The sequence below is a fragment of the Sphingomonas sp. BL-S-30 genome, assembly GCF_055521475.1.
On sequence record NZ_CM145481.1, the window covers coordinates 3,677,878 to 3,696,213 of the forward strand.

Consider the following 18,336-nt stretch of genomic DNA (forward strand, 5'->3'; position numbering starts at 1 on the left):
ACAAGTTCAGCATGACGAAGAATGAATGTGACGCCGCTACTGCCCTGTCGGCACCAGCCGTTGCATCCGGCGGCCCTGCACCTCGGCCACATACAGCACGCCCTTGCTGTCGGTGGCGATCAAATGCGGGCCGGTGAACTGGCCGGGCGCGGTGCCCTTGCCGCCGATCTTGCCGATCGTCGCGAGCGTGGCGCGGTCGAGCACCAGCACCGCCGAATTGCCCCAGTCGGCGACGTACAGATAACGCTGCTTCGCATCGGTCGAGAAGGCGATGCCGGACGCCGTTTGCGGCGAAGCCATGTTGCGGTCGACAAAGCCCTGCTTCACGAAGCGGCCGGCTTTGGTGAAGACTTGGATCCGCTGGTTGTTGCGGTCGGAGACATAGACCAGCCCGTCGCGCGACAGCTCGACGCCATGCACCCCGCTGAAGCCCTGCGGCCCTTCCCCGCTCTCGGGCGTGAAGGGCGCACCCACCGCGCGCAATGCCGGGGCGGGATCGGCTGGGGGCGGCTTGCCGAAGCCGCTCCACATCCGCTTGAACGCGCCGGTCTCGCTGTCGAACACGATCACCCGGCGGTTGACATAGCCGTCGGCGACATAGGTTTCGTGCGCGGCATCATCGACATGGATGTCGGCCGGCGCGTGCAGGTTGGCGGTATCGAGATCGCCCTTGCTTGCCCCGCGTTTGCCGATCTGGCGGATCAGCGTCCCATCATTGGCGAATTCGAGCAGCATGTCGTCGCCCGCCGCCGGATCGGTGCGGGAATTGCCCGCGATCCACACGCGCCCGCTCTTGTCGACCGCGATGCTGTGCTCGATCGCCGGCCATTCCCAGGCAGCGGAAGGCCCGCCGAACCCGCGAAGATAGGCGCCGTTCCGGTCGAACAGCATCACCGGCGGCGCGGCACTGGGCTGATCCTCCTTCGCCAGGCTGCGCGGCCGGTGCAGCACCCATAGCTGGTCGTGGGAATCCACCGCGACCGCGGTGATCTCACCGAGCTTCATCGCCGGCGGCAGCTTCAGCCACTGGGTGTCGGCCCGAAAGACCGGAACGCGCGGCGGCGCCGCAGCGGACAGCGACAGCGCGCCGAGCATCAGGCAGGGGAGGATCCACCATCGTCGCATCTTTCTCTCCCTTGGGCGCTCTTGCGGCGCCGGACGAGTATAGCGGCCCCCGTACCGTTTACGAGGCGGTGCCGACCCAGCCGCGAAACGCGAACCCGGCATAGAACAGCCCGACATCGTCGAAGCCGGCTTCCCGGAGCAGCGCCTCGTGCTCCTCCGGTGACAGGACCGGCAAATGTTCCATGATACCCGCGGCCGAGGCCGACGCCCGTGCCGGATCAATGCCGGAGGACATGGCGAACGCCGCCGATCGGGACAGCCAGCGCTCCGCCTGGGCCAGCGGAAAGCTGTAATGCGCCATCACGAACCGCGCACCCGGCCCGAGCCGCCGTCGCACCGCCTTCAGGGTACGGAGCCGCTCCTCCTTCGCAAGGAAGTGAAGCGTCAGCAGGCACGCCGCCCCGTCGAACGGCCCCGGTGGCGCGTCGTCGATATAGCCCTGCAGCAGCCGGACGCGCGACGCCAATGGCCCCAGGGTGACGAGCGCCAGATCAAGCATCGCTGCCGACGGATCGACGCCGAGCAAACGCCACCGCGGCCGTCCTTCCGCGAACATCTTCAGCTCGAGCCCGCCGCCCGCGCCGAGAACCAGAATATCCGCCGAATCGGGTGCCTGTTCCGACAGGAGCAGCATCGCCATGCGCTGAAGATCGGCCAGACCGGGCACTTGCCGGGGCGGTCCCTCCGTATAGCGCGCCACAGCCGCCGGATCGCTGAAAGGTCGAGTCATGCAACTTATCATGATGCATGATTTTTGGCGCGTCAATCGATGCGATTGAACCAGACCGGAGCAAACATGATCTGGTCCATGACCGCCCCGATCTGCTAGACAGTTCAACGGGATGAGCCCCGGAGATTGTGCAATGTCGGTCAGTCGGTCGTGCGTTCTGCTGCTCTTGTGTCTCGCATCGCCCGTCATCGCCCAGGGACGGACCGACAAAGCCCCCACCCCGTCGCGGCAGCCCGCCGCGACCAGCGGGCAAGCGGGCAGCCCCGACGTCGTCGTCACCGGCGTCGTCGACAAGAAGAAGGGCAGCTGGAAACGGGCCGAGTCCGACCATCTGATCGTCTTCAGCAAGGACAGCATGGGCGATATCGCCCGCATCACCAACAATCTCGAGCGGCTCTATACCCTGATGTCGCGCCTCTATCGGCAGGGCGGCCAGCCCGACGAGACGGCGAAGCTGCAGGTGACCCTGATCGACACGCCAGCCGCATTCAGCACCATGGAACTCGAAAATCTGCGCGCGGAAGAAGGGCCGTATCTCGCCGCCTTTCCCGACCGGACCTATTATGATCCGCGCGAGGACGGCGAAGTGCTCGCCATTGCGCGGAACGACCAGGTCATCGAGCTCAACACCAACCGCGCCTACAATCTCGACTGCGATGATTCGATGGCGGAGGGCGCGCGGGAGTGCAGCGGCAACGTGCCCTATCACGCGCCGGCCGTCCGGACCTGGGAAGAACTGCTCTATTCCGCCTTCGCGCAGCGCTTCGTTCTCACCGCCGATCCCGCGGCCTATCCTCGCTGGTATCTCGACGGGGTCGGCGCGCTGTTCTCCACCGTGCGGATCCGCGACAATGGCGCGATCGACTACGCCCTGCCGCCCGAAAACTACAAGCTGGTACTGCGAGCCTATGGCGATCTGAACGTCGGGGACGTCCTGTCGGGCCGTTATCTCGACGCCGCCGGCCGGCGGGCGAGCTGGTCGCCCTATCACGCCTGGCTGCTTGCCCATTATTTCCTGTTCTCCAATCTGAAACCGGAGCGCAGCCAGCAGTTTCGCGACTATATGACGGCGATCCACCGCGGGGTGCCGATGGCCGAGGCCGCCAGGGCTTTCGGTGATCTGGGCAAGCTCCAGCGCGAGATGGTGAAATATGTCGCGGCGCAGAAATCCTTTGCGCGCGCCGATCCGCCCCAGACGTCGCTTGCCGACCCGATCGTCACCTCTTTGTCGCCCGGGAGCGCAGCGCTGGTCGAGGCGCGGGTCGAGCTCGGCACGCACCTTGCCACGATCCCGACGGGGAGCAGCACCGCCACAACACTTTCGGCCACGGAAACGCAGCGCCGCGAAGCCTGGCTCGCCCGGGTCCGCGATACGGTGGCGCGCCTGCCCTATGACAGCGAGGCCCTGTTGTTCGCGGCGGAGGCCGAATGCCGCAGCGGCCATGACGGCGCGTGCCTCGGCGACGCCGAACGCGTGCTCGCCCGATCGCCCGACAATGCCCGCGCCCTTGCCTGGAAGGGCGTGGCGCTGACCGGCCAGGCCGTTACGGGGCCCGCGACCGACCGATCGGCCACGCTCGCCGATGCGCGCAAGACGATCGCGCGCGCGATCGAACTCGACGGCGACGCCCCCCTGCCGCTGATCGCCTATTTCCAGAGCTTCGCGCGCGCCGGCGAGCGGGTTCCGGACCCGGCGATGCTGGGCATGGCGAAGGTCATCCGCAGCGTGCCGGCCGCGCCGGCGCCGCGCCTGTATCTCGCCGAGGAGCTGCTCCGCCAGGGCAAGGCCGACCTTGCCCGCCGGGTGGTCTATACGGTGCTCTACGGCGCCTATGACTCGCCGGAAAAGACCGCGGCGCGGGCCTTGTTCGCCTCCGCCGGCGGCCCGCCGCCTACGGGCCACTGAACCCGGCGGCGGCCGATGGTTACCAATTGCGGCATATGCAACCGCGTCGGCGGTGTCGCGCTGCTGTCGCCGAACAGACCCATGAAAAATCCGCCCGGCCATTGCTGGCCGGGCGGACAAAGGCACGTCAGGTGACGGTACCGAATCCTATTTCTTGTCGTCCTTCACGCCGACCACCGGCACGTCGATCGTTTCCTTCTCGGTCTTGACCTTGGGGACGTCGATCGTCTTCTGCGTGGTGCCGACCACGACTTCCTTCGACTTCAGGTCGACGTCCGGCAGCTTGCCGCCATCGGCGCTGACATTGACCTTGGGCAGCGCGCCGTCCTTGACGTCGGCGCTCCAGAAACCCGTCGCGAACAGGAGGGCGACCACCAGGGCGATGGCCACCAGCACAATGCCGGCAATCGCGCCGCCGCTCATCCCGCGTCGTTCCACCACCACGGTCTCGCGGTCGTCATATCTCGTATCGGCCATGCTATCCTCCTGATTTAACTGGAGGCGCAACGCCGGTTCGGCCGTGAATGTTCCGGACCGGACCATTGTCGCGTTCGCGCATCATCGCCGATAGTCACCTCATCAGGGCCGCGAAGAGGTCCGGTCTCAGCGCGACGAACAGGGCGATGATGAGGCCCGCGGCCATTCCCATGATCGCGCCGGCGGCGACACCGCGCGCGAGCAGCTTTCGTTTCCCGTTCGTCATTTCATTCCTTCCCGCCCAGCAGTGTATCCCCCAGCAACGTATCAATGTCGTCGATCTGCGCGCGCAGCTGCGCCGCGCCGCGCCGGTTAAGCAGCCACACGCCGGCAAAGGCCAGCGCCGCGCCGATCAGCACGATCCAGGTCTTGAGCGGCACATGCAGCAGGCCCGCCACGCCGCCATGCTCCAGCACGGGGCCGATCGTGAAGACGAGGAAGCCGGGGACCAGGGGCAGCAGATACCAGGTCAGCACGCCGGCGAGCGCATCGCGCTGGCGGGCGAGCTGGGCGCGCTGATGGACCAGGATCGGCTCAGCGGCGGCACGTTCGGGCGGCGGTGTGGCCGCGGCGAGACGGTGGAGCTGCCGCACGACGAACAGGGTGCCGATGATGATCATCGCCGACCCGATCCGCATCGCGAGCGAGGGAAGGAACAGGACATAGGCCGAGAAGCCGAGGACGACGACGACCGCCGCGGCATATTCGACCCTGTTGCGGCGACGGACGCGGGCGTAGAAGCGGTCGACACCGGCGCGCACCGCGGCGAGATCGGGCAGGGCCGGATCGGCGGCGCTCGCCTGCCACGCCTGTTTGACGATATCGGGCTCACTCATGCGGCAGCTCCTTTTTCGGCATAGGGCCTGGCCAGCAATGCCTTGATGCGGTGGATGCGCACCGCGACGGCGCCGGGGGACATGCCGGTCACGTCGCCGATCTCGGCAGCGCTCAGATCTTCGAGGTAGAGCAGCATGACCTGCCGGTCCGCCGGCGCGAGCCGGTGGATCGTCGCGAGCAATTGCTCGACCAGCCACCGCCCGGCCGCCTCCCGTTCGAGATCGCCGCCGTCAGGGAGCAGTTCGATCTCGTGCAGCCCGGCAAGACTTTCGCGCTTCAGGCGCCGGCGGGCGATGAGATGCGTGACCGCGACGTTATGCGCGATGCGATAGACCCAGCTCCGTTCCGAACACTGCCCCTCGAAATAGCCATAGCTGCGCCAGATGGCGGCGTGGATCTCCTGGACGAGATCGCGCCGCAGCTCGGCGTCCGCCTCATAGCCGCGCGCGAGACGCTCGATCGCCGCGCCATAGCGGCGCGCGGCATCGGCATAGCGAGCGTCCCGATCCTGGGTGGCGCGGCGTTGGTCCATCCATTCCCTCCGTTCGAGTCTATAGTCGAGCGGCAGCGGGAAATCTTACAGACGCAAAAGCGCTTTGCCGGGCGATAAGGGCCTGACCGCGTCGAAATAATGGTTTTCGCCCTCGTCGAGGCGACAATCGAGCAGGCGCAGTCCCGACGCGTCGAGCAGGCGTTCATATTCCTCCCGGCCGAGCGAGCGCGACAGCCGGCCGGTCAGCACGTCCCGCCATTCACACGCCTCGCGCGGCGCGCTGAACAGGAACCGTCCGCCCGGCTCCAGCGCCTGTGCCACGCCGTGAAGAACCCGGTGCTGGTCGTCCATATCGAGCAGGAACAACAGGCCGACGGAAATGGCGGCGGCAAAGCGGCGGTGAAAGAACATGCTGTCCTGCGCGGCCTCACAGGCAGCCTGCATCGATGGAAAGCGGCGGCGAAACGTCGCGATCAACTGTGGCGACGCATCGACGCCGAAGACCGTGAAACCATCCTCGACCAGTGCCTGCGCGATCGGCACGCCCGAGCCGCAACCGACGTCCAGGATGGCGGTCGCCGGGGGCAGCGCGTCGCGAGCCCAGGACCGCACCAGCCCCGCCCCGATGGCCGATCGGGCGGCCATGAACTGTTCGGCGATGGCGTCCCAACCTTCAGAACGATCGACGGTCATGGCGGCGAACTCCCTCTCGCCGGGATCCTATCAGATGGCGACGAAGGGAACAGCCGATGTCCGCACGCTCGACCCGCCCGATCGCCATCGTCCAGGCATCCCTATTCGCGCTCGCAAAGGGGAACGGCCAGGTCCAGACTGTTCGCCTCACATCGAGAGGTCAAACCATGCAAGCGATCCCCCTCACCCTGGCGGCCGCCGCGATCCTTCTCGCCGGGGGCGCATCGCCGGCGCCCGTGCAGACCCGCCCCACCGGCACCACGCGTACCGACCTTCAGCGACATGATCTCGGCCTGCCCGGACGGGAGGTGCTTCAGGCGCGCGTCGACTTCGCCCCGTCTAGCAGTTTCCCGCGCCACACGCATCCCGGCGAGGAGATCATCTATGTGCTCGAAGGCGCGCTGGATTATGAGGTAGCGGGCAGGATTGTCCCCCTCAAGGCGGGCGAGGTCCTGTTCGTTCCGGCAGGTACCGTGCACGCGGCGCGCAACACCGGCACGACCGGGGCGGCCGAGCTGGCGACCTATGTCCTGGAAAAGGGCAAGCCGCTCACCACGATCGTGGAATGAACGGCCGGGCGCCTGAATGCCCTGTCAGCGTTCGCCGAGATGGCCGACGAGCAGGTCGAGGCGCGCCTGCTGACCCTCGGGCAGGATGCGGCCGCCGCGGCACAGGACCGCCAGGCCGTGCAGCGCGGCCCAGACCAGCTCGGTGCGCAGATCCGGATCGGCGTCGAACGGCCTGATCGCGCCGGCCAGCTCGGCAAAGGCCGCCTTCAGGGCCGAGGGCGAGTCGTCGCTGGCGAATCTTAGGTCGATCGGCAGCACGAACATCGCCTGATACAGCGCCGGCCGGTCGGCGGCGAAGGCCAGATAGGCGCCGCACACCGCCCGCAATACAGGCCCGGGCTCGGAAAGGTCGGCGCGCGCCTGACGCAGCCGGTCGGCAAGCTCGGCAAAGCCCTGGATCGCGACGGCGCGGACGATCGCGTCCTTGCCGTCGAAATGGCTGTAGAGCACCGGCTGGCTATACTCGACGAGATCGGCGAGGCGACGCGTGGTGACCGCCTCCCACCCCTCGGCCTCGGCGAGATCGCGCGCCGTCGCCAGGATCAGATCATGGCGGCTGGCGCGCTCTCGCTGGCGGCGGTCTGTCACGGACATATGCTTGTCTCGCCGATGCTCGCTATTCTGTCAATGCTAGATATTCATTGACATATTATCTAGCGTTGCTAGATTCCGTGACCACAGGAGATTAGACCATGGTCAGCACCCTTGCATCCATCATGGCCGGCGCGATCGGCGCCGGCATCATCTTCATCGGCGCGCGCTTCCTCGTGGCGCCGCGAACGGCCGCCGCCGGATACGGCGTTCCGGCCGGGGAACAGGCCCTGTCATCGGCGCCCTGGCTGTACGCGAAGGGCGTGCGCGACATCGCATCGGGACTCTTCATCTGGATCCTGCTGGCCAACCGCGCACCGCACCTGCTCGGCGCGTTTCTGATCGCCGCCAGCATCATCCCGATCGGCGACGCGGCGATTGTGCTGCGCAACGGCGGCACCCGCGCGGCGGCCTATGGCATCCACGGCGCCACCGCCGCGGTCACCCTGGCCGCTGGCGCGGCGCTGCTCCTGGCCTGAACGCCGATCCCTTTCACGACATCCCGGAGCACATCATGACCCTGTTCGGCCTGCCCGCCACCGATATACTGTCCTGGCTTCTCGCGCTCGCCTTTTTCGGCGCCGGCGTCGTCAATGCAATTGGCTCGGACGCGATCAGGGACGATTTCGTCCGTTGGGGCTATCCGCGTTGGTGGCATCTCGTGACCGGCGGGCTGGAGGTGCTGGCGGCCGCGCTCATCATGGTGCCGGCCATACGCGTTGCCGGCCTTGGGCTGGGTGCCGCGATCTGCGTTGCCGCGGTCGCCACCGTGATCCGGCACCGGGACTATCGCCATATCGCGCCGGGCCTCGTCCTGGCCGCGCTGTCGGCGCTCGATCTCGCGCTGCTCGCCGGGTGACGCAAGAAGCCGCCCGACCATCGCTGGCCGGGCGGCAGGGAGTCAACGCGTGCAGCGTCGATAGGGAATGTCAGGCCTTAGCGACGATGGCCGCCATAACCGCCATGGCCGCCATAGCCACCACCGTGGCCGCCGTAACCGCCACGGCCATAGCCGCCGCGATAACCGCGATCATAGCCGCGATAGCCGCGGTTGTAATAGCCACGGTCGACATAGCGGTCGTTGTAAATCACGACCGGAGGCGCGCGGTAATAACCGTCATAGGCATAGCCACGGTCATAATAGTCCGGGCCGTAATAGCCCTGGTCGTAATAGCCATCGTCATAATAACGGTCGCGATTGCCGTTCGACGCGAGCGCCGCGCCGATCGCCAGGCCGGCCACGCCCGCGACGATCGCGGTGCCGGTATTGTCATGGCCACGATAGCGCCCGCCATAACGCTGCGCCTCGGCAGGAGCAGCGACGGTCAGTGCGGTGGCGCTCAGCGCGAGCGCAAGGCCCGCCTTGGCAAACAGGGATTTCATCAGTTCACTCCTCGGGGGCGGGCGCGAAGACGTTTCCGAATTGAACGTCGCCCCGTGCCGGCTTGCTTTCCATATAGGGATAAGCAACTGAATATGCACGGAACGCGACTTGCAGCACCTATTAATCTGTTCCGGCTGCGATCTGTTCGCGCGCGATATTTGAGAAGGCCTCGCGCGGAAATGCCACCGCATTGAAATCGACAAAGCCATCCGCCGCCGCTAGGCGAAAAACGTGACCGCGCTCCGCCGCCATTTCCTGCGCCATCGCGCCCTTGCCGGGTGGATCGTCGCGGCTGCGCTGCTGATGAAGCTGCTGATCCCGGCCGGCTATATGCCGGGCATGTCGGGCAACAGCATGATCATCCAGATCTGCTCCGGCTATGGGCCGATGACCATGACCATGCCGATTCCCGGCAAGGAACAGGGCCAGGACCATCAGCAGAGCAAGGCGGAGATGCCCTGCGCTTTCTCCGGCCTGTCCGCGCCGACGCTCGCGGCAGCCGACCCGGTCCTGCTCGCGCTGGCCATCCTGTTCGTCATGGTCATGGGCGCGCGCTTCGTCGTCCCCCTGCCGGCGGCATCGCCGGCCCATCTGCGTCCGCCCCTGCGAGGACCGCCCGCTACTTCCTGATCCGCCATTTTTTTGCAGCGCGCGCCGCCGATGCGGGGCGCGTGCCGATCAGGAAGATAATTTCCCATGAAGACCCTGTTGATCGCGGCCGCGTCCGCCATCGCCCTTTCGTCGGCGGCATCCGCCCAGACGAGTATTGACCAGAAGCGCGCCGACCTGCTGCGCCAGCGCGCCGAGATCGATGTGCAGCTCGCCACGCTAGACCAGAAGGCGCCCGCCGTTGCAGAGGATCGCGCCGAAGCGCCCGCCACGGACGACATCATCGTCACCGGCCATGCCCTGTCGCTGACCACGCAGGTCACCGGCCAGACGGTCACCACCATCGACGCCGCGGTGTTCCGCAACACGCCCGCGACCACCATCGCCGATATCGTCAAGCTCTCGCCCGGCGTCGCCGTCACGCAGGGCAATGGCCCACGCGACGTCAGCGTGTCGGTGCGCGGCTCCAATGCCCGCAACGGCTTCGGCGCGCGCAACATCCAGGTGTTCGAGGATGATTTCCCCGTCACCCAGCCCGACGGCCTTGCCCGGTTCGACCTGACCGACCCGCATGCCTATGGCGCGGTCGATGTGGTGCGCGGGCCGTCGTCGGCGCGCTACGGCAATTATGCGCTGGGCGGCGCGGTCAATTTCCGCACCCGGCGCGGGCGCGACATCGACGGGATCGAGGCCGGCGCGGATGCCGGCGGCGACGGTTATGCCAATGTCTATGCCACCATTGGCCGTGCCGGCCCGAAATACGAATATGCCCTGTTCGGCAGTTTCGTCCGGGCCGACGGGGCGACCGGGCATAGCGGCTACGAAACCGGTACGATCAACGCGTACGGCACCTATGCGCTCGGCGACCACGACCGGGTCGCGGCCAAACTGATCTACAATGAAGGCGAGTTCCGCCTGTCGACCCGGCTTTCCTACAACCAGTATCTCGCCAATCCGTACCAGCAGGGATGCGCGGCGGCGGCGACCGCGGCACCCGGCTGCGGCACCATCTCGGTGCTGGTCAACGGCATCAACGGCGCGCGCATTGCGCAGACCGCGGCCGAGGGCGATCTCGCCCGCAACGACCGGCGCACGATTATCGGCACGCGTTACGAGCATGATTTCGGCCCGGACACGACCTGGCGCACCCAGGCGACCTTCGACAGCCGCGTGGTCAACCAGCCGACCAGCGCCACCCCGTTCAAGGGCACGCTCGACAGCTACAACATCACTTCGGACGTGACCAATCGGGGCACACTGTTCGGCATGGACGCCACCAGTTTCGTCGGCCTGTTCTACAATTATCTCGACAACCAGAGCTTCAGCTTCAACAAGACGCCCGCCGGCCGCAACGGCTTCGGCGCGCCGACCCAGACGGTGTTCGGCGACATCCGCAACATGGGCGCCCGGGCGCGGGAAGAGGTGCAGATCACGCCGCGACTCCAGTTGATCGCTGGCATCGGCGTGGAACGATCGATCATCGACGTGCGGCAGACCGCGTACAGCTACCCGGTCGGCGGCAACCCGGTGCTCAGCCTGATCCCCGCCGAGCGACATTTCTCCAACGTCGCGCCGGAAGCGGCGCTGTTCTGGCAGGCGATCGATGCGGTGCGGCTGCACGCCCGGGTCGGTACCGGCTATGGCATTCCCCAGGCGGGCAATCTGTTCGTTACCGCGGCCGGCGTGCCGGGCGACAATGCCGATCTCAAGTCGCAGCGGAACACCGGGGTCGATGTGGGCGCGGAGATCGCGCTCGGCGATACGCTGAAGGCCGAAGTGACCGGCTATTATGAGTGGTTCACCAATGAGCTGGTCAGCCAGTCGGCCGGAATCGGCCTGCTTGCCTATACCTCCAACGTGCCGCGCTCGGTGCATCGCGGGGTCGAGCTCGGGCTGAGTTGGCGGCCCGTTTCCGGCGTGAAGCTGGAGGGCAGCTACAGCTATAACGACCATCATTATACCGACTTCACCGAACGGCTGAGCGCGGGCGGTTTCTCGAAACTGCTCGACCGTGAGGGCAAGGCCATTCCCGGCGTGATCCCGACCTTCGTCAACGGCCGCGCCGGCTACGATCAGCCGCATGGCCCGCTGGCCGGGCTGGGCGGCTTTGCCGAGGTGACCTATCGGGGCCGCTACGTCATCGACAACAGCAATCTGCTGGCAATGCCGGCCTATACGCTGGTCAACCTCAACCTGCATTACGACCCGCCCAGGGGTGACGCCTGGTGGTCGCGGATCAGCCTCTATGCCTCGGTGCAGAATCTGTTCGACCGGACCTATGTCGGCTCGGCCTCGGTCATCTCGAACAGCCTGAACGCCACCACCGGGATCGAGAACCCGGCCTCGGCGCTCTCCACCACCACCGGCTCGATCTATGCGGGGCAGCCGCGCACGATCTACGCTGGCGTGAGGACGCGGTTTTGAAGATGCGACGCGGCTTGGCCGAGCGTAAACTTTCAGCCCCTCCCCTTCAGGGGAGGGGTTGGGGGTGGGGCAGCGCCGGGCGGGGCTCGATGCCCCGATCGGCGCTTTGGAGCTTGGCGAGACGATTCTTTTTGAGCGCGCAGACGCGCGCCCCCACCCCTACCCCTCCCCTGAACGGGAGGGGCTGAAGAAACTTCGCCTCCAAGGACCTCACTCATGAGCACCACCCCACGCCGCTGGCCCGGCTACAACGCCATCTGGCGCTGGCATTTCTATGCCGGACTGTTCTGCATCCCGTTCGTGCTGTGGTTGGCGGTGACGGGATCAATCTATCTGTTCCGCCCGCAGATCGAGACACTGATCGACCGGCCCTATGCCCATCTCGACATCACCGGCCCCCGCGCCACCGCCGCGCAGCAGGCCGCCGCCGCGGTGCGCGCGGTGCCGGGGTCAGTGCTCCACCGCTATCAGTTGCCGGACACGCCCGACCAGGCCGTGCAGGTGATCGTCGGCGCGGGGGCGCAGGAGACGCGGGTCTATGTCCATCCGCAATCGCTCGCCGTGCTGAAGACGGTCGACGAGGACCAAAGGCTGATGCGCATCGTCTTCCGCCTGCATGGCGAGCTGCTCGCCGGCACGGCCGGCTCCTATCTGGTCGAGCTCGCTGCCTCCTGGGCGATCGTGATGATCCTGTCCGGCCTGTTCCTGTGGTGGCCCCGCGGCGGCGGGCTGGGCGGCGTGCTGTATCCGCGGCTGCGATCGGGCGGGCGGCGCTTCTGGCGCGACCTGCACGGCGTCACCGGTTTCTGGGTGTCGGCGCTGGCGCTGTTCATGCTGCTGTCGGGCCTGCCCTGGGCGAAGAGCTGGGGCGGGTATCTCAAGACCATCCGTACCGTCGCCGAAGGCCAGATGGTGAAGCAGGACTGGACGACGGGGAGCGCCGGCGAGCTGAAGGCGCGTGCCACCGCCGATGCCGGCACGCGCGCGATGATGGGCGAGCATGCCGAACATGGCGGCATGGCAATGGCCCATCCGATGGGCTCCTACGCCCCGCTCGACCGGCTGATCGCGACCGTGACGCCGCTGAACCTCGCCGCGCCGGTGCTGATCGCCCCGCCGACCGGCACGGGCGCGCCCTGGACCGCCAAGTCGGATGCGGCCAATCGCCCGATGCGCACTGACCTGACGCTCGACGGCGCGAGCGGCGCGGTGCTGTCCCGCTCCGACTTCGCCCAGCGCCGGCTGATCGACCGGATGGTGGGGTACGGCGTCGCGGTGCATGAGGGGCAATTGTTCGGCTGGCTCAACCAGCTGATGAACCTCGCCACCGCGCTCGGGCTGATCCTGCTCTCGGTCAGCAGCGTGGTGATGTGGTGGCACCGGCGGCCGGGCGACGTGCTCGGCGCCCCGCCCGCGCTGGCGCCGCGCGCCGTCGCGATCGGGTTCGTCGTACTGCTGGTCGGGCTCGGCCTGTTCCTGCCGCTGCTCGGCGTGACCCTGGTTGCGGTGCTGCTGGCCGAACGCCTGGTCCTGCGGCACCTGCCGGGCGCGCGGCACTGGCTCGGGCTGAGACCGGCATAAACCGCTTGTCGAATCGATATTTCGGCGATATTCGAAATATCGAAGCAAGAGGAGACCCGCGATGAAGCGCCTGCATCTGCATATCAGCGTGCCCGAGATCGAGCCGGCGATCGGTTTCTACACCACCCTGTTCGGCGCAGCGCCGATCGTGGTGCAGCCCGATTATGCCAAATGGATGCTCGATGACCCGCGGGTGAATCTCGCCATCTCGTCGCGCGCCCGCGCTACCGGGGTCGACCATGTCGGCATCCAGGTCGACAGCGCCGACGAACTGGGCGAACTCGCGACACGGCTCAAGGCAGCGGGCGAGACGACGTTCGACCAGGAAGCGACCACCTGCTGCTACGCCAAATCCGACAAGAGCTGGGTGACCGACACCGCCGGCGTGCGCTGGGAGAGTTTCTTCACGCATGGCGACGCGACCTCCTATGGCGAGGACGAAGTCATCCCAGCCGCGGCGGCTGGCGCCCCCGCCAAGGCTTGTTGCTGATGCAGCTGCCCGTCGCCGTCGAGGCGCTGTCCGCCCTTGCCCATGCCAGCCGCCTCGCCGTGTTCCGCCTGCTGGTGCGCGCCGGTCCGGAGGGCATGGCGGCGGGCGATATCGCGCGCGAGGTCGGCGCGCTGCCCAACACCCTGTCGAGCCACCTCACCATCCTCGGCCATGCTGGGCTGATCCGGTCGCGGCGCGACGGCCGTTCAGTGATCTATTCGGCGGATTATGAGGGCATGCGCGGCCTGCTCGGTTTCCTGATCGAGGATTGCTGCGCCGGCCGGCCGGAGATCTGCGCACCCCTGCCCGATTTAGCGCAACCCAGCTGCTGCGCGTGACAGCGGCGCGCCGCCTCGCGGCGGAAGGGCTGGGCACGGCACTGCTGCTCGCGATCGTCGTGGGGTCGGGCATCATGGGTGCGCGGCTGGCCGGCGGCAACATGGCCATCGCCCTGCTCGCCAACGCGATCGCGACCGGGGCGGGGCTGGTGGTGCTGATCCAGATGCTCGGGCCGGTGTCGGGGGCGCATTTCAACCCGGCGGTGACGCTCGTGGTGCTGCTGCAACGGGGCATCGCGGCGCGCATGGCCGGGCTTTATGTCGCGGCCCAGCTTGCCGGCGGCGTGGCGGGCGTCTGGACCGCGCATGCGATGTTCGCCGAGCCGCTGCTGCAGGTCTCGACCAGGCTGCGCGATGGCCCGGCCCAGGGTTTTTCGGAAGCCGTCGCGACCTTCGGCCTGATCGGTACGATCCTCGCCACGCAGCGGGCGCGGCCCGAGGCGACACCGATGGCGGTCGGCCTCTACATCACCGCTGCCTATTGGTTCACGGCATCGACCAGCTTCGCCAACCCAGCGGTGACGGTGGCGCGCAGCCTGTCGGACAGTTTCGCCGGCATCGCCCCTGGATCGGTGCCATTGTTCATCGCCTGCCAGATCGCCGGTGCCCTGGCGGCGGTGATCGTCTTCGGCTGGCTGCTCGAGGAGAGTCCCCAATGAGCGAATTTCCCGTCACCATCTATCACAACCCCGATTGCGGCACGTCGCGCAACGCGCTGGCGATGATCGAGGCGGCCGGTCACAGTCCCGTCGTGATCGACTATCGCCATACCGGCTGGACGCGAGGCCAACTCGACGACCTGCTCGCCGCGATGCAGGCCACCCCGCGCGACCTGCTGCGCGACAAGGGCACGCCCGCGGCCGAGCTGGGCCTGCTCGACCCGGCGGTGCCGGACGAGGCGATCCTTGAGGCGATGCTGCGCGACCCGATCCTGGTGAACCGCCCGATCGTGGTGACGCCGAAAGGCACGAAACTGTGCCGCCCGTCCGAGACGGTACTGGCGCTGCTCGACCAGACGCCGGCCTGAAGACGCGGGCGCCATGATCGCGTCCATTATGGAGGAAAAGTTCGGAGATTCCGTCCATCTCAGGCTACTGGAATTCTCGCGATCGCCCAACAGACGCTGTATAACGAAAGTCTTTCTTCGCCCTGATGCCAATCATATCCGGCATATCGAAGAGGAACGAAAGTAACGCAACGCGCCCTTCACGGGCATCAACAGGCCCGCGGAGTCCCGAATCGGGTATGATACCCGTTGCACGCCCCTTCATATCGCTGCATCGAAGGGAAAAGAGGGCCCATGTTCATGCGTATCCATTGCCAGCCGATTCGGTCGGCCAGTTCCTGCCCCAGTTCCTGCCAGCGTCGGGCCATCCCGGCATGAGCGTCACCTATCGTGGGGCCGCGGGCCAGGCCGAAGCCGATCTCGCCGAGCTGATCCGCGCCGCGCTCGCCATGGCCGATGAGATGGGCCTGATCGCCGTCGGGCTCAGGCTCGATCAGGCGCTGATCGACCTGACCGGCGAGGGCTCGATGCCCGACATGGACGCCGATGCGCTCGACGATCTCGCGCCGCCCGATGGCTTTCACAGCACGGGCGAGGACGGCAATGGCGAAAACGTCCGGCTGATCTGAGGGGGGCGAGATGTCCGCTCAGGGAGACGTCAAATCCTTCACCATCCTGCGCATCGCGTCGTCCAGCCGTTCCGCGCAACGCGGCACTGGATAGGCAGCGCAGTCAGTATTACGGATTGCCAGCGCGTCATGGAAACCATCATCTCACGGCGTCAGCTTGAAATATGAACGGACCGAACATGGAGCTATAGAATGCCGTGAGGGGCGTCCATTTTCCTCTTCGCGTCATTTCGGTCATCTCCCAAGTAACGACCTCGTCGCGGGAGTAGAGACATCCACTGGATCATACATATAGCGTAATACATCGACACCGCGCTTCATCCCTCGTCGCAGGATCGAACCGCGCGGGCAGTGCGGCTTAGTCCCGCTCCTCCGGATCCTCCGGTGGCGGGCAATCCGGCGGCGCTTTGTCGCGCCACCGCCTGATCTGCAATGTCTTGCCGTCCGTGATGTACGCGGTGCCGTTCTGCCAATTATGGTCCGCAAACGCGACGACCGCTGGACGACCGCCGATGGAACAGAATTTCGACTCCAGCTCGGTGAGGCGAGCATAAAAGACAAGGGTGACGCGCCCCTTCGAAATGCCGCCAGAGGCGGCTCGCTCCGCAACCTGCGTGACCACATAGAGAGAGTGGCCGATATTGGGACCGCCGGGTTCCAGCTGGTCATAGTGGTCGACGCCGCAATCATCGCCTTCCAAACCGCAGAGGCCGCTGCCAGTATGGGACCAACCGCCCTCCAGCGGTGCCCAATCGTTCGGCACGATATCGCCGACCTTGGGGATGGGCCTCGCCGGCAATGGCACTTCCTGCACCTCTTCCTTCGCTCGATCCGCCCCGGCGCTATTTGCGGCATCTGGCACCGTTACGGGCGGGCGCGCCGCGGCGGATGTGACCACCTGACCGGGGGCGGGCGATGCGCGACCTTGGGAGCCATCGGGCGCGGCACGTGGAGGCTTCTCGTCGCCGCACGCCGCAAGCGCGAGTAACGCCACGACGCTACCCAAACCAACCACTGGCGCCCCATCTGCCCCACTCCGCGTCTGATTCGACCCATCTGTACTACAAATGTTCCAGCCATTCCATAAGCGGCGGGGCTGGAATATGGTTCAGGAGGTGGCTAGGCTTGGCGGCAAAAGATTTGAATCGACCCTAGTTGTTGCCGCCGATCAGGTCGCCCAGCCCGCCCAGCACCGATCCCTCGCCGCGATTCTGGCCACCGCGGCTGCCCGCCGCCGCCAGCATGCGCCCGGCCAGGCGCGAGAAGGGCAGAGACTGGATCCACACATGCCCCGGCCCGGTCAGCCGCGCGAAGAACAGGCCTTCGCCGCCGAACAGCGCGCTGCGCACGCCGCCGGCCGCGACCAGATCGAAATCCACGCCCGGCGTATAGGCAGCGAGACAGCCGGTATCGACATGGAGCTGTTCGCCCGGCGCGAGCTGGCGTTCGACCACGGTGCCGCCCATCTGGACGAACACCCAGCCATCGCCGTCGAGCCGCTGCATGATGAAGCCTTCGCCGCCGAACAGGCCGGTCATCATGCGCCGCTGGAACTCGATGCCGATCGACACGCCCTTGGCGGCCGCGAGGAAACTGTCCTTCTGGCAGATCAGCCGCCCGCCATAATCGGACAGCTTCAGCGGCAGGATTGCGCCCGGGGTGGGCGAGGCGAAGGCGACGCGCGCCTTGCCCGAGCCGTTATGGGTGAAGACGGTGGTGAACAGGCTCTCGCCCGTGACCAGCCTTTTGCCCGCGCCGAGCAGCTTGCCCATGAAGCTGCCGCCGCTATCCCCGCTGCCGTCGCCGAACACCGTGGTCATGCCGACCGCGGCATCCTTCCACACCAGCGCGCCAGCCTCCGCCACCGCGCTCTCGCCGGGATCGAGCTCGATCTCGAGGAACTGCAGTTCCTGGCCCTTGATTTCGAAATCGATGTCGTCGGCAATGCCGGCGCTGCGGTGATGCGCCCAGGGGCTGGGATTGGTCATGGCAAAGGCTCCCGATGGTTGGCGCGGAGCCTAGCCGGGAAGCATCACGATTCGCCACTGCGTTGCCGCCCTATTGCTAAAGCCGGCTCAGCTCTTCCCGTTCGCGATCGATATCGGCCTGCGCCTCGCGCACCGCGAGCACGTCGAACGCCGGCGCCTGACCGGGCTCCTCGGCTGCCTTGCGCACGATCGCGACCAGTCGCGGTTCGCCGCTCAGCAACAGCGTCGCCGTGCCTTCCTCCGCGCCACCGAAAATCATGTAGCGCCCCGCCAGGATCGCTTTTTGCGCACCGTCCCGCAAATCAGGTGCGACCTCCGGCCGGAACGCGACCGTGACGGCCGCCTTCCGTTTGAAAACCTTCCTCATTCCCCCCCCTCGGAGCCCCTACTCCGAGCGCCAATATAGGTCCTAAACGCTATTTAAAGCAAACCGCGAAAGGGCCGAACGGGAAATAAAGTCGCAAGC

Annotated in this window: 24 protein-coding genes; 12 read left to right on the forward strand and 12 right to left on the reverse strand. The window is 66.8% G+C overall.

Translation table 11 applies throughout. The features are described from left to right. Positions 1 to 36: 36 nt before the first annotated feature. Entirely contained in the window at positions 37 to 1,125 is a 1,089-nt protein-coding gene (locus ACZ1I5_RS17100; protein ID WP_465170439.1) for an NHL repeat-containing protein, read from the reverse strand. Between the two features lie 58 nt (positions 1,126 to 1,183). Then, positions 1,184 to 1,855, reverse strand: coding sequence for a class I SAM-dependent methyltransferase (locus tag ACZ1I5_RS17105; RefSeq protein ID WP_465170440.1), 672 nt, complete (start codon positions 1,853 to 1,855; stop codon positions 1,184 to 1,186). Positions 1,856 to 1,988: 133 nt separating this feature from the next. On the opposite strand from ACZ1I5_RS17105, the gene ACZ1I5_RS17110 reads away from it, so the two are divergent. Beyond that, positions 1,989 to 3,761 carry a tetratricopeptide repeat protein gene (locus ACZ1I5_RS17110; RefSeq protein WP_465170441.1) on the forward strand — a complete coding sequence of 591 codons (1,773 nt, stop codon included), beginning with the start codon at positions 1,989 to 1,991 and terminating at the stop codon, positions 3,759 to 3,761. Between the two features lie 147 nt (positions 3,762 to 3,908). Here ACZ1I5_RS17110 and ACZ1I5_RS17115 read toward each other — a convergent pair whose 3' ends face one another. From ACZ1I5_RS17115 to ACZ1I5_RS17135, 5 genes are all read right to left on the reverse strand, one after another. Continuing rightward, complete coding sequence (locus tag ACZ1I5_RS17115; RefSeq protein ID WP_465170442.1) at positions 3,909 to 4,238, reverse strand: hypothetical protein; 330 nt, start codon at positions 4,236 to 4,238, stop codon at positions 3,909 to 3,911. 94 nt (positions 4,239 to 4,332) lie between these two features. Then, positions 4,333 to 4,464, reverse strand: coding sequence for a hypothetical protein (locus ACZ1I5_RS17120; RefSeq protein WP_465170443.1), 132 nt, complete (start codon positions 4,462 to 4,464; stop codon positions 4,333 to 4,335). A gap of 1 nt (position 4,465) precedes the next feature. Then, on the reverse strand, positions 4,466 to 5,074 hold the full coding sequence (locus ACZ1I5_RS17125; protein ID WP_465170444.1) for a hypothetical protein: 609 nt from the start codon (positions 5,072 to 5,074) through the stop codon (positions 4,466 to 4,468). Then, positions 5,071 to 5,607 (reverse strand): RNA polymerase sigma factor, encoded by a 537-nt coding sequence (locus ACZ1I5_RS17130; protein ID WP_465170445.1) that lies wholly within the window; start codon positions 5,605 to 5,607, stop codon positions 5,071 to 5,073. The genes ACZ1I5_RS17125 and ACZ1I5_RS17130 overlap by 4 nt, the downstream gene beginning before the upstream one ends. A gap of 45 nt (positions 5,608 to 5,652) precedes the next feature. Continuing rightward, on the reverse strand, positions 5,653 to 6,261 hold the full coding sequence (locus ACZ1I5_RS17135) for a class I SAM-dependent methyltransferase (protein ID WP_465170446.1): 609 nt from the start codon (positions 6,259 to 6,261) through the stop codon (positions 5,653 to 5,655). Between the two features lie 167 nt (positions 6,262 to 6,428). Between ACZ1I5_RS17135 and ACZ1I5_RS17140 the strand changes: the two genes are divergently transcribed. Beyond that, the gene (locus ACZ1I5_RS17140) at positions 6,429 to 6,830 is read left to right on the forward strand and encodes a cupin domain-containing protein (protein WP_465170447.1); all 402 of its coding nucleotides are present in this window, start codon (positions 6,429 to 6,431) and stop codon (positions 6,828 to 6,830) included. 24 nt (positions 6,831 to 6,854) lie between these two features. Here ACZ1I5_RS17140 and ACZ1I5_RS17145 read toward each other — a convergent pair whose 3' ends face one another. Beyond that, on the reverse strand, positions 6,855 to 7,424 hold the full coding sequence (locus tag ACZ1I5_RS17145; protein WP_465170448.1) for a TetR/AcrR family transcriptional regulator: 570 nt from the start codon (positions 7,422 to 7,424) through the stop codon (positions 6,855 to 6,857). A gap of 98 nt (positions 7,425 to 7,522) precedes the next feature. Here ACZ1I5_RS17145 and ACZ1I5_RS17150 point away from each other — a divergent pair, with 98 nt between their 5' ends. Together ACZ1I5_RS17150 and ACZ1I5_RS17155 are read left to right on the forward strand one after the other, a co-directional pair. Then, a complete protein-coding gene (locus ACZ1I5_RS17150) occupies positions 7,523 to 7,900 on the forward strand; it encodes a DUF4267 domain-containing protein (RefSeq protein ID WP_465170449.1) in 378 nt (125 codons plus the stop codon). A 35-nt stretch (positions 7,901 to 7,935) separates the two neighbouring features. Continuing rightward, positions 7,936 to 8,280, forward strand: a complete 345-nt coding sequence (locus ACZ1I5_RS17155) for a DoxX family protein (RefSeq protein ID WP_465170450.1) — start codon at positions 7,936 to 7,938, stop codon at positions 8,278 to 8,280. A gap of 77 nt (positions 8,281 to 8,357) precedes the next feature. On the opposite strand, the gene ACZ1I5_RS17160 is transcribed toward ACZ1I5_RS17155, so the two are convergent. Further along, positions 8,358 to 8,804, reverse strand: coding sequence for a hypothetical protein (locus tag ACZ1I5_RS17160; RefSeq protein ID WP_465170451.1), 447 nt, complete (start codon positions 8,802 to 8,804; stop codon positions 8,358 to 8,360). 232 nt (positions 8,805 to 9,036) lie between these two features. On the opposite strand from ACZ1I5_RS17160, the gene ACZ1I5_RS17165 reads away from it, so the two are divergent. The 8 genes from ACZ1I5_RS17165 to ACZ1I5_RS17200 all read left to right on the forward strand — a co-directional run bounded on the left by ACZ1I5_RS17165 (position 9,037) and on the right by ACZ1I5_RS17200 (position 15,882). Beyond that, positions 9,037 to 9,435, forward strand: coding sequence for a hypothetical protein (locus tag ACZ1I5_RS17165; RefSeq protein ID WP_465170452.1), 399 nt, complete (start codon positions 9,037 to 9,039; stop codon positions 9,433 to 9,435). Between the two features lie 66 nt (positions 9,436 to 9,501). Next, positions 9,502 to 11,838 carry a TonB-dependent receptor family protein gene (locus ACZ1I5_RS17170; protein WP_465170453.1) on the forward strand — a complete coding sequence of 779 codons (2,337 nt, stop codon included), beginning with the start codon at positions 9,502 to 9,504 and terminating at the stop codon, positions 11,836 to 11,838. Positions 11,839 to 12,054: 216 nt separating this feature from the next. Then, positions 12,055 to 13,419 (forward strand): PepSY-associated TM helix domain-containing protein, encoded by a 1,365-nt coding sequence (locus tag ACZ1I5_RS17175; RefSeq protein ID WP_465170454.1) that lies wholly within the window; start codon positions 12,055 to 12,057, stop codon positions 13,417 to 13,419. A 61-nt stretch (positions 13,420 to 13,480) separates the two neighbouring features. Further along, positions 13,481 to 13,909 carry an ArsI/CadI family heavy metal resistance metalloenzyme gene (locus ACZ1I5_RS17180; protein ID WP_465170455.1) on the forward strand — a complete coding sequence of 143 codons (429 nt, stop codon included), beginning with the start codon at positions 13,481 to 13,483 and terminating at the stop codon, positions 13,907 to 13,909. Further along, positions 13,909 to 14,247, forward strand: coding sequence for an ArsR/SmtB family transcription factor (locus ACZ1I5_RS17185; RefSeq protein WP_465170456.1), 339 nt, complete (start codon positions 13,909 to 13,911; stop codon positions 14,245 to 14,247). The genes ACZ1I5_RS17180 and ACZ1I5_RS17185 overlap by 1 nt, the downstream gene beginning before the upstream one ends. After that, positions 14,244 to 14,906 (forward strand): aquaporin, encoded by a 663-nt coding sequence (locus ACZ1I5_RS17190; protein WP_465170457.1) that lies wholly within the window; start codon positions 14,244 to 14,246, stop codon positions 14,904 to 14,906. Before ACZ1I5_RS17185 ends, ACZ1I5_RS17190 begins: the two co-directional genes overlap by 4 nt. Continuing rightward, positions 14,903 to 15,274, forward strand: coding sequence for an arsenate reductase (glutaredoxin) (arsC, locus tag ACZ1I5_RS17195; RefSeq protein ID WP_465170458.1), 372 nt, complete (start codon positions 14,903 to 14,905; stop codon positions 15,272 to 15,274). Before ACZ1I5_RS17190 ends, arsC begins: the two co-directional genes overlap by 4 nt. A 290-nt stretch (positions 15,275 to 15,564) precedes the next feature. Further along, positions 15,565 to 15,882: a hypothetical protein gene (locus ACZ1I5_RS17200; RefSeq protein WP_465170459.1), complete on the forward strand. Its 318-nt coding sequence runs from the start codon at positions 15,565 to 15,567 to the stop codon at positions 15,880 to 15,882. A 358-nt stretch (positions 15,883 to 16,240) separates the two neighbouring features. On the opposite strand, the gene ACZ1I5_RS17205 is transcribed toward ACZ1I5_RS17200, so the two are convergent. The 3 genes from ACZ1I5_RS17205 to ACZ1I5_RS17215 form a co-directional block, all read right to left on the reverse strand. Beyond that, positions 16,241 to 16,876, reverse strand: coding sequence for a hypothetical protein (locus tag ACZ1I5_RS17205; RefSeq protein ID WP_465170460.1), 636 nt, complete (start codon positions 16,874 to 16,876; stop codon positions 16,241 to 16,243). 157 nt (positions 16,877 to 17,033) lie between these two features. Then, entirely contained in the window at positions 17,034 to 17,870 is an 837-nt protein-coding gene (locus ACZ1I5_RS17210) for a TIGR00266 family protein (protein WP_465170461.1), read from the reverse strand. Between the two features lie 76 nt (positions 17,871 to 17,946). Next, the gene (locus ACZ1I5_RS17215) at positions 17,947 to 18,237 is read right to left on the reverse strand and encodes a hypothetical protein (RefSeq protein ID WP_465170462.1); all 291 of its coding nucleotides are present in this window, start codon (positions 18,235 to 18,237) and stop codon (positions 17,947 to 17,949) included. Positions 18,238 to 18,336: the final 99 nt, after the last annotated feature.

Excerpts from the sequence above, each read along its gene's own strand:
- ACZ1I5_RS17210 (WP_465170461.1), bottom strand. The coding sequence starts at position 17,870 with ATGACCAATCCCAGCCCCTGGGCGCATCACCGCAGCGCCGGCATTGCC.
- ACZ1I5_RS17185 (WP_465170456.1), top strand. The coding sequence starts at position 13,909 with ATGCAGCTGCCCGTCGCCGTCGAGGCGCTGTCCGCCCTTGCCCATGCC.
- ACZ1I5_RS17140 (WP_465170447.1), top strand. The coding sequence starts at position 6,429 with ATGCAAGCGATCCCCCTCACCCTGGCGGCCGCCGCGATCCTTCTCGCC.
- ACZ1I5_RS17115 (WP_465170442.1), bottom strand. The coding sequence starts at position 4,238 with ATGGCCGATACGAGATATGACGACCGCGAGACCGTGGTGGTGGAACGA.
- ACZ1I5_RS17125 (WP_465170444.1), bottom strand. The coding sequence starts at position 5,074 with ATGAGTGAGCCCGATATCGTCAAACAGGCGTGGCAGGCGAGCGCCGCC.
- ACZ1I5_RS17100 (WP_465170439.1), bottom strand. The coding sequence starts at position 1,125 with ATGCGACGATGGTGGATCCTCCCCTGCCTGATGCTCGGCGCGCTGTCG.
- ACZ1I5_RS17180 (WP_465170455.1), top strand. The coding sequence starts at position 13,481 with ATGAAGCGCCTGCATCTGCATATCAGCGTGCCCGAGATCGAGCCGGCG.
- ACZ1I5_RS17215 (WP_465170462.1), bottom strand. The coding sequence starts at position 18,237 with ATGAGGAAGGTTTTCAAACGGAAGGCGGCCGTCACGGTCGCGTTCCGG.
- ACZ1I5_RS17175 (WP_465170454.1), top strand. The coding sequence starts at position 12,055 with ATGAGCACCACCCCACGCCGCTGGCCCGGCTACAACGCCATCTGGCGC.
- ACZ1I5_RS17110 (WP_465170441.1), top strand. The coding sequence starts at position 1,989 with ATGTCGGTCAGTCGGTCGTGCGTTCTGCTGCTCTTGTGTCTCGCATCG.
- ACZ1I5_RS17130 (WP_465170445.1), bottom strand. The coding sequence starts at position 5,607 with ATGGACCAACGCCGCGCCACCCAGGATCGGGACGCTCGCTATGCCGAT.
- ACZ1I5_RS17105 (WP_465170440.1), bottom strand. The coding sequence starts at position 1,855 with ATGACTCGACCTTTCAGCGATCCGGCGGCTGTGGCGCGCTATACGGAG.
- ACZ1I5_RS17145 (WP_465170448.1), bottom strand. The coding sequence starts at position 7,424 with ATGTCCGTGACAGACCGCCGCCAGCGAGAGCGCGCCAGCCGCCATGAT.
- arsC (WP_465170458.1), top strand. The coding sequence starts at position 14,903 with ATGAGCGAATTTCCCGTCACCATCTATCACAACCCCGATTGCGGCACG.
- ACZ1I5_RS17120 (WP_465170443.1), bottom strand. The coding sequence starts at position 4,464 with ATGACGAACGGGAAACGAAAGCTGCTCGCGCGCGGTGTCGCCGCCGGC.
- ACZ1I5_RS17150 (WP_465170449.1), top strand. The coding sequence starts at position 7,523 with ATGGTCAGCACCCTTGCATCCATCATGGCCGGCGCGATCGGCGCCGGC.
- ACZ1I5_RS17135 (WP_465170446.1), bottom strand. The coding sequence starts at position 6,261 with ATGACCGTCGATCGTTCTGAAGGTTGGGACGCCATCGCCGAACAGTTC.
- ACZ1I5_RS17170 (WP_465170453.1), top strand. The coding sequence starts at position 9,502 with ATGAAGACCCTGTTGATCGCGGCCGCGTCCGCCATCGCCCTTTCGTCG.
- ACZ1I5_RS17155 (WP_465170450.1), top strand. The coding sequence starts at position 7,936 with ATGACCCTGTTCGGCCTGCCCGCCACCGATATACTGTCCTGGCTTCTC.
- ACZ1I5_RS17160 (WP_465170451.1), bottom strand. The coding sequence starts at position 8,804 with ATGAAATCCCTGTTTGCCAAGGCGGGCCTTGCGCTCGCGCTGAGCGCC.